Here is a 15,875-nt window from a genome sequence, read left to right as displayed (position 1 = left end):
GTCGTTCATTTTTATGCAAGCTGATTTTTGATTTCAGCATTGAAGTCCGGAAGGTCATCAGGCGTACGGCTGGTTACAAGATTGCTGCAGACAACGACAGATGCATCCTGTACTTTCGCTCCGGCGTTTTCAAGGTCCTTCCTCACCGAACGGAACGCGGTCATGTTACGGTCATTCACCAGATCCGTATCAATCAACACCTGCGGGCCGTGACAGATTGCGAACGTTGGTTTATCATTCTGCAGGAAGTTCGCTGCAAACTTGCCGAAACGTCCCTCTTCATCTGAGCGCAGAAGATCCGGTGAGAATCCGCCCGGAATCAGAATCGCATCATAATCGTCCGCATTTACGTCGGCGATAGATTTGTCGGCTTTGAATTTGCCGCCCTGTTTGCCTTCGATTTCACCGGCTTCGGTGGAGATGACTTCAACTTCATGCCCTTCGGCTTCAAGTGCCTCCACCGGGCTTGTATATTCTACATCTTCAACCATATCCGTCATGATTACTGCTACTTTTTTTGCCACAATACATCTCTCCTTTGGAAATGTCCTTATTCTTTCTACACACTATATCTTCCACGTACCGTCAATTCCTAAACATTCCGCGGACATTTTATATGAAAAAGACATATAAGGTCATTTGACAAAACGAACAGGCGTTCTTATAATTGTATGGCAGGAGTGATGATATGCAATTCTCATATGATGAGGAACTTGAATACAAGATTCTATACAACGTCAAACACGATGTGTTCGACTATCCAAATACAAGCATGTCCGAATACGATATCAGAACCGTCGATTTCCATATGAAGATGATGGAACAAAAAGGTCTGATCGTACTTACACCATTCGCATACGATTTCTACTACAGCAACATCGAACTCACCGCAGATGGTGACCGGAAGCTCTCACAGAAAGCTTCCTAAACTGGCCCGCAAGGGTCTTTTTTTATACTTCCACATCCAGTTTGAATGTATCTATGACCCAGGCCCTGGTCCGTTCATCTTCAATCTTCTCGACCGGTTTGCCGCCGACAAAAAGTCCATCGTCCAACAGACCGTCATCAAGCTCCGGAACCAGTGCCAGCCAGTCCACCCTGAGGACATATTCCTCACTGCCGAAATGAGGGTTGATTCTCATGATTTCCCTGAACGGGTACTCGTCCCGGTCGATCATGAGCCCTCCCTGGTGCATTTCAATCGTTTCAAGCGGTACCGCAGACGCCTTGACCCTGCCGGCGCCAAGGTAACCGTATCTGGTGGAATAAAGTGCGATGATCTCCCCTTTTGCGATTCCCATTATGTCATGTATATTGCTCTTTCCGCTCACACTGATAATCCCGAGCTTCTTATACAGGTCATAATCCCGGAACGTACTGTTAAATTTGCCATTGATGAAATACATACAATACCACCTCGTCTTTACAGCACTCTACCCCGCCACTCCATGTTTCATGCAGAATCAGCCGGGTAATTTATCTATATAAGGAGCTGGTTGATATGGCAGCAAAGGACAGGAAAGACGAACCCGCCAAACGGCAGGAAGACCTGCCGAAAGAATACCAGTACAGAGATAAGGAAGACGACTACGGATATGAAGACAGGGAACAGGATCATCTCGATGACTACAACAGACTCGGCAAGGAATACTATTACGATGAAGAAACCGACAAAAGCGTATTCCACGACAACCGTCATGATTCAGGCAACAGATAAAATGGAAAAGGAATCGAAAATGAGGTGAAATGAAATGACTGGGGATAATGGCAAGAAAGATGAATTCATCGGCAAAGCGAAAAAGGCTGCCGGTGATGCACTGGATGATGAAAAGACCAAAAATGAAGGAAAGCGCCAGGAGACAGAAGGCAAAGTGAAAAATGCCGCAAAAGATATCAAGGAAAAAGGAAAAGACATGTTCAGAGAGAAATGACCGGACAGAGATACAGTTGAAAGTGAAAGCCCAGGAAAAACAGTCGATAACCAGTTCAACCAAGTATATGCAGACAGACCTGGTACTGCAGCCAGGAACCTCAAAAAACATGAAAGTTCGAATATCATGTTTGACTGCTTGTATAGATAGGGTAAGGAAAAACATCACTCATTAAAAGGAGATGTTTAACATGGCAGAAGAAAAAAAAGGACTATTTGACAAGGCAAAAGACAAGGTTAACGAACTCAAAGACAACACAAGCAAAGAAGATGTCCAGCAGGGCTGGGACACAGCAAAAGAACATGGTGATGAACACCTTGGCGACAATGAAAAATGGAACAGCGCCAAAGAAAAGGGCGACAGCGCCATGGATAAATTGGGTGGCGACGAAAACGACGAAGAAGAAAACAAATAATATTCATTAAAATGATTACACTACCCCATGCCCGGTTTCAACAGAGACCGGGTATTTATAATGGGGAAATGTTGGACATAAAAATACAGCGGCCAAAACGGCCGCTGTAAAATTGTCCTTGATTATTTATTCGGTTTTCTTCTGAAGAATGTGAGCACTGTACCCGCCACAAGCAGAAGCGCTGCTGCTGCCCCGATTGGAGCTGCAGGAACCCCTGTATTCGGCAGGGAATCAGAACCAGCGGCAGCAGTTGACTCATCATCAACCTGATCACCGTCAGTTCCAGCTCCAGCTTCATCACCGGGAACCGTCACATCGGCAGTCTGTCCTGTATTTCCAGCTTCATCTTCAGCTGCCACTGTCAGTAAATCTCCAGGAGACACTGCATCACTTCCGATATCAGCTTGGAAAGTACCATCTTCGCCTGTTTCAGCTTCAGCAATCAGATTACCATCAGCATCGTAGATTGACACGACACCCGGCTCATTCACTTCACCCGTTACCGTGTAGCCGGATGAAGAATCACCTGTGATGCCAATATTCCCGAGAACAGGTCCAGTAGTATCAATACCATCACCTTCACCTCCGGAAGGTACAGTTACGACCGCCGGATCACTTTCGTTGCCGGCATCATCAGAAGCTGTCACTGACAGATCCTCACCAGGATCCACATCGTCGGCAGAAACACCAACTGAGAAGTTACCCTCATCATCAGCAGTCCCAGTACCCACAACATTACCATCAGCGTCAGTCACTGTAACCGCAGATGCAGGTTCAGTAGATCCGGAAACCTCATAGCCATCCGTTTCGTTGCCATCAATGCCCACATCGCCAAGTTCAGGCGGAGTTGTATCCTCTTGATCATCTGAGTCGGCATCGGCATCAGCGTCAGCGTCCGCATCGGCGTCAGCATCAGCATCCGCGTCGGCGTCAGCATCCGCATCGGCATCAGCATCCGCGTCGGCATCTGCATCAGCGTCGGCATCCGCGTCCGCATCAGCATCGGCATCCGCATCCGCGTCGGCATCAGCATCGGCGTCCGCATCCGCATCGGCATCAGCATCCGCATCAGCATCCGCGTCAGCATCCGCATCGGCATCAGCATCCGCGTCGGCGTCAGCATCCGCATCGGCATCAGCATCCGCGTCGGCATCAGCATCGGCATCAGCGTCCGCATCCGCATCCGCATCAGCGTCCGCATCGGCGTCCGCATCCGCATCAGCGTCCGCATCCGCGTCGGCATCTGCGTCCGCATCCGCGTCGGCGTCGGCATCCGCATCCGCATCAGCGTCCGCATCAGCATCCGCATCCGCGTCGGCGTCGGCATCAGCATCCGCATCCGCGTCCGCATCAGCATCAGCGTCCGCATCAGCATCGGCATCCGCGTCGGCGTCAGCATCTGCATCGGCATCCGCATCCGCATCGGCGTCAGCATCCGCATCGGCGTCAGTATCATCTAATGGTAGAACTGTTATTATCGATGTTTCACTCACTTTTCCATCAAGCATTTGAGCCAGAGTAATTTCTGTTCCTACGGGAAGTGTGTCATCTAACTCAATAGTGAAAGCTCCATCATTTTCAATTTGCACGATGGTACTGAATAGTGACATCGGTTGAGATACAGAGCTTGATCCAACTTCATTACCATCTACATATGCTGTAACTTCAGAACCAGCTATGCCTTCTCCTTCGATAACTGTTTCATCTTCATAAATGTCTTCAGAAACAGGAGCTTCAAGTACAGATACAGGGACTTTTACGACTGCCGGCTCACTTTCTGCTCCATCCTCATTTACAGATACAACAGTGATATTTTCATCTTCATTAACTTCATCCCTGGTGAAGTACTGAGTGAAACTGCCATTTTCATCCGCTACAAGCTGTGCGATTTCTTCATTTTCTTCATTAGTGAATATAAGAGTTTGACCAGGTTCAGTCTGCCCTGTGATATTGTATCCAGCTACATAGTCACCATCAATATTTACATCTGATAGTTCCGGTACAACATCCTGATCGCCGTCACTATCCGCATCAGCGTCGGCATCAGCGTCAGCGTCGGCGTCAGCGTCGGCATCCGCATCCGCATCAGCGTCAGCGTCGGCATCCGCATCGGCGTCAGCATCCGCATCCGCATCGGCGTCGGCATCGGCATCGGCGTCAGCATCCGCATCCGCATCGGCGTCGGCATCGGCATCGGCGTCGGAATCGGCATCGGCATCAGCGTCCGCATCTGCATCGGCGTCAGCATCCGCATCAGCGTCCGCATCCGCGTCAGCATCCGCATCCGCATCGGCGTCGGCGTCGGCATCGGCGTCAGCGTCGGCGTCAGCATCGGCGTCAGCATCCGCATCAGCGTCCGCATCAGCATCCGCGTCGGCGTCAGCGTCCGCATCAGTCGGCGTCGGCATCCGCGTCGGCATCCGCGTCGGAATCGGCATCGGCGTCGGAATCGGCATCGGCATCAGCGTCCGCATCTGCATCGGCGTCAGCATCCGCATCAGCGTCAGCATCCGCATCCGCATCGGCGTCGGCGTCGGCATCGGCGTCAGCGTCCGCATCCGCGTCGGCGTCGGCGTCAGCATCTGCGTCGGCATCTGCGTCAGCATCTGCGTCGGCGTCAGCGTCGGCATCTGCGTCGGCATCGGCGTCGGTGTCATCATCGTCTTCAGGTACAATAACAGCTAGCGGGTCACTTTCGTTTCCTGCTTCATCTACAGCAATTACTGTAAGTTCTTCCCCAATTTCAACAGTTCCAGAAGGAATATCAACATTATATAGTCCATTTTCATCAATATCTGCAGTGCCTACTGGATTCCCTTCTGAGTCAAATACGTTGACCGTATCGCCCGGCTCCTGTGCATCACCGGAAACGGTATAACCATCTACAGTGTTCCCATCAATTTCCGCTGACCCAAGAACAGGTGCAGTCGCGTCCGGATCATCCGGGACTACAACTTCGAGTGAATCACTAGTATTGCCCGCTTCGTCTACTGCCTGGACACTCAATGGTTCACCCGGCGTCACTTCGCCTGTCAATTCAACTGAATAGTTGCCTTCCGCATCAATGGTGCCTGTACCAACATTCGTACCGTCCGCATTGGTGACATTGACTGTATCCCCCGGTTCTTCGCCTGTACCTGAAACGGTATAGCCTGTCTCAGATGTGCCTTCAATATCTACTGAATCCAGCACAGGCGCTGTCGCATCCGGATCATCCGGTACAGTAACCTGGACGGTGTTACTTTCATTTCCCGCCTCATCAATGGCCTGGACATCCAGGACTTCATTCGGCGATACGGCTTCAGTCAAAGCAATTGAATAGTTGCCTTCCGCATCAATGGTGCCTGTGCCAACATTCGTACCGTCCGCATTGGTGACATTGACTGTATCCCCCGGTTCTTCGCCTGTACCTGAAACGGTATAGCCTGTCTCAGATGTGCCTTCAATTGTTGCAGGGTCCAGGACCGGAGCAACATCATCGGCTTGCTCGGGGAAGGTCACTGTATCCTGGCTCTGTAAAGAGTTGAGCAATGCAGCATCAATCACAGAGTCCTGGATACCGGCACCCAGGACGGGCGTCGTCCCTTCTACATCACCGGGCGGGTTATTTACAAGTACATCCAGGTTAACATTGGTGTTCCCGATAACCTGTACACTTGCTAAATCAGAAGTTAGATCAACGGTCCCAGTAGTGATCTGATTTACTAATGGAAGGACAGTGCTATCCACCAGCCCACTTAAAGTGTCTAGCACTGGATTAAGTATGCCGCTGCCTACCCCGGTTGCATTTAAGTTGCCAATGGCATCAACTACATCATTCAATAGTTGTAGAACTAAATCATTGACAGCAGTATCGAGATGGTTTCCTAAACCATCGCTAAATGATACAACTATCTCTCCATCCGGACCAACTGTGTATTCTACGTTATCTTCATATGACAATAAATTATCCAGTGAGTCATCCAAATTATTCAGAGCATCGAGTGATTCATTTAATTCATCAATCCCATTTAAGGTAACTAAGGGATTTGCTGCTAAAAGACTTGTAATAGTAGTTATAGAAGTAGTCAAAGTGTCGGTGATTGGATTGATAAGACCATATAAAGTTGGCAGATCCTCTTCGAGATTGATCGGCAGTATATCCACCTGCACAGTCGCAGTACCCCCACTATGCTGCAGCTGACCGGCCAATTCCGGCGCATGGAATACGACGGTTCTATCGGGGCTGACCAGCTCTGCATCCGCCAGACCCGTTCCATTCAGATTAAGATTCAAATTATACGGTTCTCCGGCTGCCGGGTCATTGCGCTCTGCGTCGATTGTCACATCTGTCAGCAGCTGCACTTCTGCCAGTGACGCCGCTTCTGCTACGTTTTCCTGTGGCAGATAATTAACCCCGCCGGTATTTGATATGTATGAGCCGACAGGTCCAACCATGAGATTGGCCGCTATGACAGACATACCTACTTTTTTCATCAAAGAGTGTTCGGATTTGCGTTTGAATGCCTTCTTGTAATCGTAATTTCTAAGAGATTTCTTCCTGTTCTTACTCGACATTTCCTTCCTCCTCCGTTTTGTCAAAACTTTCTGATGCAGATGATTCTAAAAAAGGTGACAAAATGTTGATCTTTTGTCACCTAATTCATATATTATCAAAGCATGTAAGGAAAAGAAACGCTAAAAACAGAATTTTACATCTTTTTTAATCATTTGTAGTTCTCGAGGTATTGTATGTAACCTGAGATATAGTGCTGGACATCATCTATACGGACTCTGTAGCCATGGTGCTTTATGAAGAAGCTGCCGAGGATGCTGCCCGGATTTTTGAAATACATCGCCACCTCTGGATAGAAGTATCCTGTACGCTGGTAATCCACGCGTTTTTCAATTGTCTCATTGAATTTTTCTTCATCGAGATATTCACCTACGATATGCTGTTTGCCTTTTTCTTTCATCAGTTCCACCATCTTATACCCAGCCATCAGCATCTCCAGGAATGTCGGGAAGGTAGTCTCCCTCTGATATATATAATTCAACCGCTTGGAGATGTTCTTCAGGCCGAAGATGAAATACTTTTCCTCCGGTTTTACTTTTGTCAGTTCATAAGTACAATAGCTGAGCCAGTGATCGGAATATTTCCAGTAATCATTTTCAATGAAATGATTGAACAGTATCTCGACATATTCGAGCCATTCCGGATTTTGATCGAGCTGATACAGGCGCATCAGACCGAATGCCGCTTCACCATCATAATAGATGACACGCTTCTCTTCCTTTACCGTGAGTTCCGGATAATTGAGTACGTGTACCGTGTCACCGTCTTCCCCTATCATCCGCATCGTGCCCCGTGCGATCTTTTTCGCTGCATCCAGGTACTCTTCACTGCCGGTCATGGACATATACTTTGTCAGGGCAATGAGTGCAACACCGTTCTGTCCAAGTTTGATTTCATTGATGTTTTTAGTGTCGTCGAATATATATGCCGCTTCTTTCTCCTCTGGATCGATATGCATATAATTTTCAAGCAGATAATCAAGTGATTTTTTTGCCCACTCTATCCCCGACTTATCATTAAGGTATTCCAGTCCCTCGAGCAGGGAATATGTACTCGATGTATGTCTCAGTATATTGTAGAACCCAATGTTCTTATCGAAATGGGGGAACTTCCCGTACTCATAGCGGCCATTTTCATTGAGCTGATCCGACAGATATTTTGTCGCAGTTTTTACGAGCCGCCGGTACTCCGATTTTGATTGGTTGGCACCAATTTTCCTTATGCCGTGCATATGACCGTCCGGAATAAGATCGTAAATTTTACCGTCCTCTACCAGATAGCCTTTTGTATAAAATTTGGTGACCGATCTATTTGCATATTTCTTATGAAAATAAATTCCCCGGTACGACTTGAACTTTTTCAAATAAGTGTTTATGTTACGTTCGCACATGAAAAGGGTCCGGTGATCTTTGCCCGGCACCGGACGGATGAATGCATTTGCGTTAATTTCTTCCGGAAGGAAGGCTAGGCTGTAGTCCGGATCGAAAGCAATCCCGTAGTCTACATAATTTCTTCTGGTCTTTATCATTTCATCATGTAAGTCTGTGAATTTGATTTTCTCCTCTGATGTTATCAGGTCCACCCTCAGCCATTCGGTATCATAGCCGCTGTCTTTCAATTTCTTCATCTCATCTTTCACTTTGGCGATGAGATAACTGTTATTTTTCAGTTTGAATACGTGGGCCCTTCTGCCCGGAAAACCGAGAGATATGAAAAGCCATTTATCACCTTCATGTTCTGATCTGCTTCTGATGTCTTCTATCAATCCCAGGTCCATGTCAATTGCTCCTTTGTATACGGGTCATCATTTTATGTTTTATTCTCATTTTTCCACTGTCTGCAAACCTGCCGTTTTTCAACACACCATACATCCAGTATACATTAACAGATACTGGGTATGGTAAAATATCTGAATTTTCCATTCTGTGATTTCATAAAAACAGGCCGCCATTTACGGGCGGCCTGAGACTGTCATCTGCTTGTAGCTGCGGGTTTTCCCCCGGATGCGGAATTGCCTTCTGCGGGCAGCTCTTCCAGCGTTTTCATATGGATTGCTGCACTGCTCATATATTTACGGCTGTTTTCCGTATGTATTTCAAGGAGTTCTGAATGCATCCGGGTGTCCCCAGAAGTGTTCATCAGTTTGAATTCTATCAATGCGAGTGTCCTGTTGGAGATTGCGAGTGCCAGATCCGATTTCATTTCTTCCATCTCTTCCTTGTGTTCTGGGGAAAATGCATCTGCGACTTTTATGTTATTCACCCGCTCCTCGAGCTCATCATATTCCCCATGCAGGGTTTCGAGTTCACCTGCCACTCTGTCCCTGCTTATGCCGTCAGAATTATACTGCTGATACATCGGGATGAACACGTTGTTCCATATTGCTGTAATATCCGACTGGATGCCGTTCACTGTGCTCGCCAGTTCTTCCATATCGGCCGCTCCGGCACCGTCTGATGCATTCATCGGTGTACCGGCATGCTTCCCGTCCAAACCGGCCGTCTTCAGTTCCGGGTGTCCGCTGTCAGACATCGTTTCCCGGCTGTCGGCGGTATCCGTCGGCAGACTGTAATTATCCATCGTGGTAAGTGCAGGCGGATTGGCCTTGTGGCTCCCCTGTTTAATTTCCTGTCCCTCACCCTGGCCGCAACTGCATAAAAAGACGGATGCGAATATCAAAAATTTTGCTTTCACTTTGTCGTCTCCCTGATTTGAAAAAATTGTCCGGTTATCGAAACATCGTTTTTCATTGTAACATGATTGTAACATTAGAAAAAGAACGATTCCGGGTACGCAATCATTTGCATGACGAAAAAAGCACCCGGCTGAATGTATCCGGGTGCTGCATGGTTCTACTTATCATTTTTCTCATTCAATATCAGATAATCCAGCTCCTCTTTTTTCATCGAGTTGAGCTTTCTGTACTGGATTATGAAGAACAGTGCACCGAGTGCCACCCAGGCACCGAGCGCAAGGTAGGACGGCGCTGTGAGCGATGCCGGTGAACCCGGATACAGCAGCAGCACAAGGAATACGATCGAGATGACCGCACCGAGCCATCCGAAGATGACATACAGCAGATTGAAGTTTTCCCTGCTGCTGAAGAATTTCGCCGCAACGAGGCTGGTCACAAGAAATGCAACCGATACACCTGTGGATGACATATCGACAATCCAGCTGAGGGCCGTGCGTCCGAGCCACGGTGCGGCCAGGCACACAGTCATGACGAAGAGTACTGCGACGTACGGCGTTTTATTCTTGTGGTGCAGTCTCGCGAACACTGACGGTATGAAGTGGGCACGGCCGAGTGCGAACAGAAGCCTCGATGAGGACATGAAGAACCCGTTGAGCCCTGTAAAGATGCCGAATGATATCGCGAGTGCGAGCAGTGCCATGCCGAGTCCTCCCATGGAGGTCTGTACGACGGACCCCGTCACCCAAAGGGCACCGCCGATCTGTTCCTGGTCCGGATAGATCCATGACGTGACAAGAATCATCAGGACGTAAGTGATGATTGATGCAATGATGCCGAAGACGATCAGCCTGAACGTCTTGTCTGCGCTGAATTTGAATTCTTCGGCTGCCTGCGGGATATTATCGAAACCGACATACATCCAGGGTGCAATCGCAACAATCAGGATGATTGATGTCCATATGCCGCTCTCATTATTGAACAGAGGCTGCGCATTCTCGAGTGAGAACTCACCGACAAAGAAAGATCTCACGAACAGAGTCGCAACGACTGCGGCCATGAACATACAGAAAATGAACTGGATGTTTCCGGACAGTCCACTGCCTTTGATGCCGATGAAGGCAAATGCTATGAGGACAAGTGATGTCAGAAGAACTTCCATTATATAGACATCCCAGCCTGCAATCGTATACAGATAGCCTATTTCAAGGAAATCAGGGAGTATGAACTTAAACAGCAGACTGAATGCACTGGCATTGAGTGCGACGACACATATGTAACCGAGTGCCAGGAACCATGAAGCGATGAAACTGACATTCCGTCCGAATCCGACGTAGCTGAAAGCGAACTCCCCTCCCGAAACCGGAAACTTGCTCGTCAGTGCGCCATAGGCCACGGCAATGATCAGCATCAGCAGTCCGCCGATCGTTATGCCCAGAGTGGATCCGAGTGTCCCCGATGAAATCAGCCAGTCTCCCGGCAGGATGAATGCTCCCCAGCCGATGCTCGAACCGTAGGCAATCGCCCAGATGAACCGTTTCGACATCGTCGTTTCAAGTTCTTCACGTTTAAAAGCGGTATTATCTTGTACCATGATTGATTTTAACTCCCCTGTTATGCTTAACTTTTCTCTATAGATTATATCCTATCAGAATAGGGTGTAAACGTAAAATTGCGATTGGGACGGACACGGAGACGGGATGAAATACAGAGAGGGAGGTGCAGCATTTTGCTGCACCTCCCTCTTTACATCATCCGCTGAAATTCATCAGGTCGATGCCGAATATAACCGGCATCAGAAGGTATACAAAGATAACGATCAGCACAACCGCAGCTATGTTGAGTGCAAAGCCTGTTTTCGCCATTTCCTGGATGCTGATCTTATTCGTACCGAACACGATGGCATTCGGCGGTGTGCCCACCGGAAGCATGAATGCGCAGTTCGCTGCCATTGCTGCCGGTACCATCAGCGTAAGCGGATGGACTTCCAGTGCAATCGCAAGACCTGCAAGCACCGGGATGATCATTGTTGCCGTTGCCGTGTTGGAAGTGATTTCAGTGAGGAACAGGATGCCCAGTGCAACGATGGCTATGACAATGACGATGTGTACCCCTTCAACCTGGCTAAGCAGTTCACCCAGCCACTGGTCCACACCGGTTTCCACAATCGCCGCCGCAAGCGCAAGACCGCCTCCGAAAAGAAGGAGCACGCCCCATGGGAGTTCTCTTGCAACTGACCAGTCGAGTATTCGCTTTGAGCCCCTTTTTGTCGGCAGCAGGAACAGGATCACTGCAGCCAGCATCGCAATCGCTCCGTCAGTGAGCATTGAAGTCACTTCGATGTTCTCCCAGATGAATCCGCGTGTGATCCACATGAATGCGGCAAACAGGAAGACGATCAGTACGAGAATCTCTTCTCTTGATATTTTGCCCAGTTTCTCAAGTTCACTTGTGATGATCTTCTTGCCGCCGGGCAACTGTTTCATATTATGCCTGAAAGCAACATAGTTCATATAAGCCCATGCGAGTCCAAGGAAGATGATGACAATCGGCACACCGAACATCATCCACTGTGCGAAACTCAGGTCCAGATCGAAGATCTCTTTCAGCTGGCCCGCCATGATGATGAGCGGCGGTGTACCGATCAATGTCCCAAGCCCCCCGATGGTGCCGGCATAGCCAATACCGAGTACAAGGGATTTCTCAAACATTTTCAGATCCGCTTCCATACCGGATTCGGTAAGGGCGTTCGCTTCATTGATGATCGCCATACCGATCGGAATCATGATCATCACCGCTGCGGTGTTACTCACGAACATGGAGAGCAGCCCCGTTGCGATCATGAAGCCTAGAAGGATGGTCGCCGTCGTTGTCCCGATCGCATTGATGATCGACAGTGCAATCCGGGTATGTAGATTCCATCTCTCCATCGCCAGCGCAATCAGGAAACCGCCGAGGAACAGGAAGATGATGTCATTGCCGTAGGAGCTGGTTGTCGTGCCGCTGTCCATGACACCGCCCATCGGGAACAGGAACAGGGGCATGAGGGATGTAGCCGGAATCGGTATGGCTTCAGTGATCCACCAGCTCGCAATCCATAGTGTTGAAGCGACAACGAACACACCCGCACTGTCCAGCCCTTCGGCTTCCAAAAACAGGAGTGTCAGGATGAAAAGCACCGGCCCCAGTATCAGCCCGGTCAGCTGGAGACGGTTATAGGACTTTTCAGGCCCCTCATCATCGGTAGAATAGCTGCCCTTTTCAGCGTGTTTTTTAGACTCGTTCACACTGAAGAACTTCAGCAGTGATTTCGTCTTTTTGGATTCACGCCACAGATTGTCATAAGATTTTTTAACTTTGGAATCGCTCACATTTTACCTCCTAATAGACTGAATTCAATATCTTAAAAAACATTATCATATTTTCAGAAATTTTACTATCTTTATTTTAATGATGCAAATGAAATATCTGATACATCATCTTCCGGAAGAAAAAATGCACTGCCGGCATGGCAGTGCATCAATCAGGAATATTTTTTATAAGGCAGACAAGAGGGATGGGAGTACAATGCATGTACAGCCAACAGATTACTGGAGGAGTATCTGAGGCTGATTACAATATAACAGGCGAATATGAAATTCGAATTAAGGAAATGTAAATATCGTGTAATGATACGGCAGCCTTACTGTGATGGAAGGCACACATGCATAATGAAAGCCCTTTCCCCGCTGTCGTGATAAAATGGAAGTATTGATAATATACCCGGAAGGAGCTGTATCAAATGGCAGAACGAAAAGCAAGACATACTGTATTTGTTGACGAGTTTACCAACGGCATACTGGATCCGGAAGAAGAGATGCGCTATTTTGTGAAGGACGGCGGCCACATCGTGGCCAATACTGCACCGGGCTGCTGGGGGCCGATGATCACACCTGAACTGAAAGGCGGCCATGAGGTGACGAAACCGGTCTATGTGGAGGGGGCGGAAGCCGGTGATGCGGTGGCGATTCATATCAATTCAATCCGTGTGACGTCAGACGCCACCGCTTCGGGCAATGACAAGCCGATGGAAGGCCGGTTCACGGGCGACCCGTTTGTCGCCGGCGTATGCCCCAGCTGCGGTGCAAAAAACCCGAAATCGAAAGTCGAAGGTATCGGCCAGGGTGCGGTAAGGTGTGCCGAATGTGGCGAAGATGTCACGCCGTTCACCTTCACGAATGCCTATACGATGGCTTTTGACAGACAGCGGACCATAGGCCTGACCCTTAACAAGGAAAATGCGGAAATCATCGCCCGGGAAGGCAAGAAATACATGTGCACTCCTGAAAATTCCATACAGCATCCCGTAGTGACTTTCGCACCGCATGACATCGTCGGTGCCATGGCAAGGGTCATCCCATTCCTCGGCCAGCTGGGGACCACGCCCTCCCGTGCCTTCCCCGACTCCCATAATGCCGGGGACTTCGGACAATTCCTGATCGACGCGCCACACGACTACAGCATGACCGAAGAACAGCTTGAAGAACGCACCGATGGACATATGGACATAAACCGTGTCCGGGAAGGTGCCGTGCTGATCTGTCCGGTAAAAGTTCCCGGGGGCGGGGTATATCTCGGGGATATGCATGCAATGCAGGGGAATGGTGAAATTGCCGGGCATACGACAGATGTCGCCGGCATCGTGGACCTGCAGATCGAAGTCATCAAGGGGACGCATCTCACGGGCCCGGTACTGCTCCCGCTCACTGAGGACCTGCCGCCGCTTGCAAAACCATTCACCGGAAATGAACTGAAAAGGGCAAAGGAGCTTGCCGGTAAATGGAACATGGCTGAAATCGAAGAAAGCTATCCTGTCTCATTCATCGGCACGGGCGCAGATCTGAACGCAGCAACTGAAAATGGCATGGCTCGCGCAGCAACGCTATTCAATGTGACAGTGCCGGAAATCATGAACCGGGCAACCATCAACGGGTCAATCGATATCGGCAGGAACCCCGGGGTTGTGACCGTGACGTTCCTGGCACCAAAAACACATCTCAGACAGGCCGGACTCTGGAATACAGTCAGGAATGCATATCTGTAGTTTTTCGTCAGTGCATCCCTCTTTAGGGTTCACTGATTTTTATTGTGCTCCACTTTCATACTTTCGTCCTGGATGTATAAAATCATCCATTCCGTTATAATTTATATATGGTAACTCACTTATAAAAAGGAATGAATTGGATGGATCAATACAGGATAGACAAAGACTATGGCCTTGAATTCGGTCTCTATACATTGGGGGACCATCTCCACAACCCGCATACCGGTGAACGTATTTCGGCCGGGCAGCGCCTAAAGGAAATCATAGAAATCGCCAGGCTCGCCGAACAGGCCGGCGTCGATCTCTTCACAGTCGGTGAAAGCCATCAGGAATACTTTACGACCCAGGCACATTCGGTTGTGCTCGGTGCCATCGCCCAGGCGACAGAGAAAATCAAGATCGCGAGCTCTTCCACCATCATCAGTACACTGGATCCCGTCCGGGTGTATGAAGATTTTGCAACGATCGATCTCATATCAGACGGCAGGGCGGAGATCATCGCCGGGCGGGCATCCAGAGTCGGCAACTTTGAACTGCTCGGCTACGACCTGCATGATTACGAAGCACTTTATGAGGAGAAGTTCGATCTTCTCCGCCTTATCAATGAGAACGAAGTCATCAACTGGGAAGGACAATTCCGGAAACCGCTGCGCAATGCCCGGATACTCCCCCGCCCGAAAAATGGCTCGATGCCCATCTGGCGGGCAGTCGGCGGTCCCCCTGCAAGTGCTGAAAAAGCCGGACGGGCCGGCGTTCCCATGTTCCTGGCAACACTCGGAGGCCCAGTGTCTTCATATAAATACACGATTGATGTATACAGACAGGCTGCTGCACGAAGCGGATACGACCCGGACAGCCTGCCGGTGGCGACCGCAGGATTCTTCTACCCCGCAGAAACAACACAGCAAGCACAGAGGGAGGTCTATCCGCACATCAATGACGGCATGATCCGTACGAACGGCCGCGGATATCCCAGACAGCATTTCGCACAGGGGGCGGATCCGAGAGATGTCATGAATGTCGGCAGTCCGCAGGAGATCATCGAAAAGATACTCTTCCAGCATGAAGTGTTCGGTCATCAGCGCTATATCGGCCAGATGGATTTCGGCGGCGTCCCATTCGACAAGCTGAAACGTAACATCGATCTCATCGGCAGTGAAATACTGCCGGCAATCAGAAAACATACGAAAAAATAGGAG

The 15,875-nt window shown here is 49.2% G+C and carries 14 protein-coding genes; 6 read left to right on the top strand and 8 right to left on the bottom strand.

Annotated elements, in window-relative coordinates; genetic code table 11:
- Positions 1-11 precede the first annotated feature (11 nt).
- Positions 12-524: a type 1 glutamine amidotransferase domain-containing protein gene (locus C792_RS0105055; RefSeq protein ID WP_017548362.1), complete on the bottom strand. Its 513-nt coding sequence runs from the start codon at positions 522-524 to the stop codon at positions 12-14.
- A 164-nt stretch (positions 525-688) separates the two neighbouring features.
- Between C792_RS0105055 and C792_RS0105050 the strand changes: the two genes are divergently transcribed.
- On the top strand, positions 689-928 hold the full coding sequence (locus tag C792_RS0105050) for a hypothetical protein (RefSeq protein ID WP_017548361.1): 240 nt from the start codon (positions 689-691) through the stop codon (positions 926-928).
- Between the two features lie 22 nt (positions 929-950).
- On the opposite strand, the gene C792_RS0105045 is transcribed toward C792_RS0105050, so the two are convergent.
- Positions 951-1,406 (bottom strand): hypothetical protein, encoded by a 456-nt coding sequence (locus C792_RS0105045; RefSeq protein ID WP_017548360.1) that lies wholly within the window; start codon positions 1,404-1,406, stop codon positions 951-953.
- A gap of 95 nt (positions 1,407-1,501) precedes the next feature.
- On the opposite strand from C792_RS0105045, the gene C792_RS0105040 reads away from it, so the two are divergent.
- The 3 genes from C792_RS0105040 (at position 1,502) to C792_RS0105030 (ending at position 2,346) form a co-directional block, all read left to right on the top strand.
- On the top strand, positions 1,502-1,717 hold the full coding sequence (locus C792_RS0105040) for a hypothetical protein (RefSeq protein WP_017548359.1): 216 nt from the start codon (positions 1,502-1,504) through the stop codon (positions 1,715-1,717).
- A gap of 34 nt (positions 1,718-1,751) precedes the next feature.
- On the top strand, positions 1,752-1,931 hold the full coding sequence (locus C792_RS0105035; RefSeq protein ID WP_017548358.1) for a CsbD family protein: 180 nt from the start codon (positions 1,752-1,754) through the stop codon (positions 1,929-1,931).
- Between the two features lie 190 nt (positions 1,932-2,121).
- Positions 2,122-2,346 (top strand): hypothetical protein, encoded by a 225-nt coding sequence (locus C792_RS0105030; protein WP_017548357.1) that lies wholly within the window; start codon positions 2,122-2,124, stop codon positions 2,344-2,346.
- A gap of 122 nt (positions 2,347-2,468) precedes the next feature.
- On the opposite strand, the gene C792_RS15030 is transcribed toward C792_RS0105030, so the two are convergent.
- The 6 genes from C792_RS15030 to C792_RS0105000 all read right to left on the bottom strand — a co-directional run bounded on the left by C792_RS15030 (position 2,469) and on the right by C792_RS0105000 (position 12,964).
- Positions 2,469-4,754, bottom strand: coding sequence for an Ig-like domain-containing protein (locus tag C792_RS15030; RefSeq protein ID WP_020379992.1), 2,286 nt, complete (start codon positions 4,752-4,754; stop codon positions 2,469-2,471).
- Entirely contained in the window at positions 4,738-6,903 is a 2,166-nt protein-coding gene (locus tag C792_RS15060) for an adhesive domain-containing protein (protein ID WP_020379991.1), read from the bottom strand. Before C792_RS15060 ends, C792_RS15030 begins: the two co-directional genes overlap by 17 nt.
- 149 nt (positions 6,904-7,052) lie before the next feature.
- A complete protein-coding gene (locus C792_RS0105015; protein ID WP_017548356.1) occupies positions 7,053-8,678 on the bottom strand; it encodes a hypothetical protein in 1,626 nt (541 codons plus the stop codon).
- A gap of 194 nt (positions 8,679-8,872) precedes the next feature.
- On the bottom strand, positions 8,873-9,595 hold the full coding sequence (locus C792_RS0105010) for a hypothetical protein (RefSeq protein ID WP_017548355.1): 723 nt from the start codon (positions 9,593-9,595) through the stop codon (positions 8,873-8,875).
- Positions 9,596-9,753: 158 nt separating this feature from the next.
- Positions 9,754-11,187, bottom strand: coding sequence for an APC family permease (locus C792_RS0105005; protein ID WP_017548354.1), 1,434 nt, complete (start codon positions 11,185-11,187; stop codon positions 9,754-9,756).
- A 157-nt stretch (positions 11,188-11,344) separates the two neighbouring features.
- Positions 11,345-12,964, bottom strand: coding sequence for an SLC13 family permease (locus C792_RS0105000; RefSeq protein ID WP_017548353.1), 1,620 nt, complete (start codon positions 12,962-12,964; stop codon positions 11,345-11,347).
- A 410-nt stretch (positions 12,965-13,374) separates the two neighbouring features.
- Between C792_RS0105000 and C792_RS0104990 the strand changes: the two genes are divergently transcribed.
- Both C792_RS0104990 and C792_RS0104985 read left to right on the top strand, forming a co-directional pair.
- Positions 13,375-14,676 carry an acetamidase/formamidase family protein gene (locus C792_RS0104990; protein WP_017548352.1) on the top strand — a complete coding sequence of 434 codons (1,302 nt, stop codon included), beginning with the start codon at positions 13,375-13,377 and terminating at the stop codon, positions 14,674-14,676.
- Positions 14,677-14,816: 140 nt separating this feature from the next.
- Positions 14,817-15,872: an LLM class flavin-dependent oxidoreductase gene (locus C792_RS0104985; protein WP_017548351.1), complete on the top strand. Its 1,056-nt coding sequence runs from the start codon at positions 14,817-14,819 to the stop codon at positions 15,870-15,872.
- The last annotated feature ends 3 nt before the right edge of the window (positions 15,873-15,875 follow it).

Origin of the sequence: Salinicoccus carnicancri Crm (assembly GCF_000330705.1) — a bacterium.
Lineage (GTDB): Bacteria > Bacillota > Bacilli > Staphylococcales > Salinicoccaceae > Salinicoccus > Salinicoccus carnicancri.
Note: the sequence above shows the minus strand (reverse complement) of the source record. Positions and strands in the feature narration are given on the sequence as shown.

Coding starts and splice junctions, on each gene's coding strand:
- C792_RS15030 (WP_020379992.1), bottom strand. CDS start 4,754: ATGCCGACGCCGACTGATGCGGACGCTGACGCCGACGCGGATGCTGAT.
- C792_RS0105050 (WP_017548361.1), top strand. CDS start 689: ATGCAATTCTCATATGATGAGGAACTTGAATACAAGATTCTATACAAC.
- C792_RS0104990 (WP_017548352.1), top strand. CDS start 13,375: ATGGCAGAACGAAAAGCAAGACATACTGTATTTGTTGACGAGTTTACC.
- C792_RS0104985 (WP_017548351.1), top strand. CDS start 14,817: ATGGATCAATACAGGATAGACAAAGACTATGGCCTTGAATTCGGTCTC.
- C792_RS0105015 (WP_017548356.1), bottom strand. CDS start 8,678: ATGGACCTGGGATTGATAGAAGACATCAGAAGCAGATCAGAACATGAA.
- C792_RS0105005 (WP_017548354.1), bottom strand. CDS start 11,187: ATGGTACAAGATAATACCGCTTTTAAACGTGAAGAACTTGAAACGACG.
- C792_RS0105035 (WP_017548358.1), top strand. CDS start 1,752: ATGACTGGGGATAATGGCAAGAAAGATGAATTCATCGGCAAAGCGAAA.
- C792_RS15060 (WP_020379991.1), bottom strand. CDS start 6,903: ATGTCGAGTAAGAACAGGAAGAAATCTCTTAGAAATTACGATTACAAG.
- C792_RS0105045 (WP_017548360.1), bottom strand. CDS start 1,406: ATGTATTTCATCAATGGCAAATTTAACAGTACGTTCCGGGATTATGAC.
- C792_RS0105030 (WP_017548357.1), top strand. CDS start 2,122: ATGGCAGAAGAAAAAAAAGGACTATTTGACAAGGCAAAAGACAAGGTT.
- C792_RS0105040 (WP_017548359.1), top strand. CDS start 1,502: ATGGCAGCAAAGGACAGGAAAGACGAACCCGCCAAACGGCAGGAAGAC.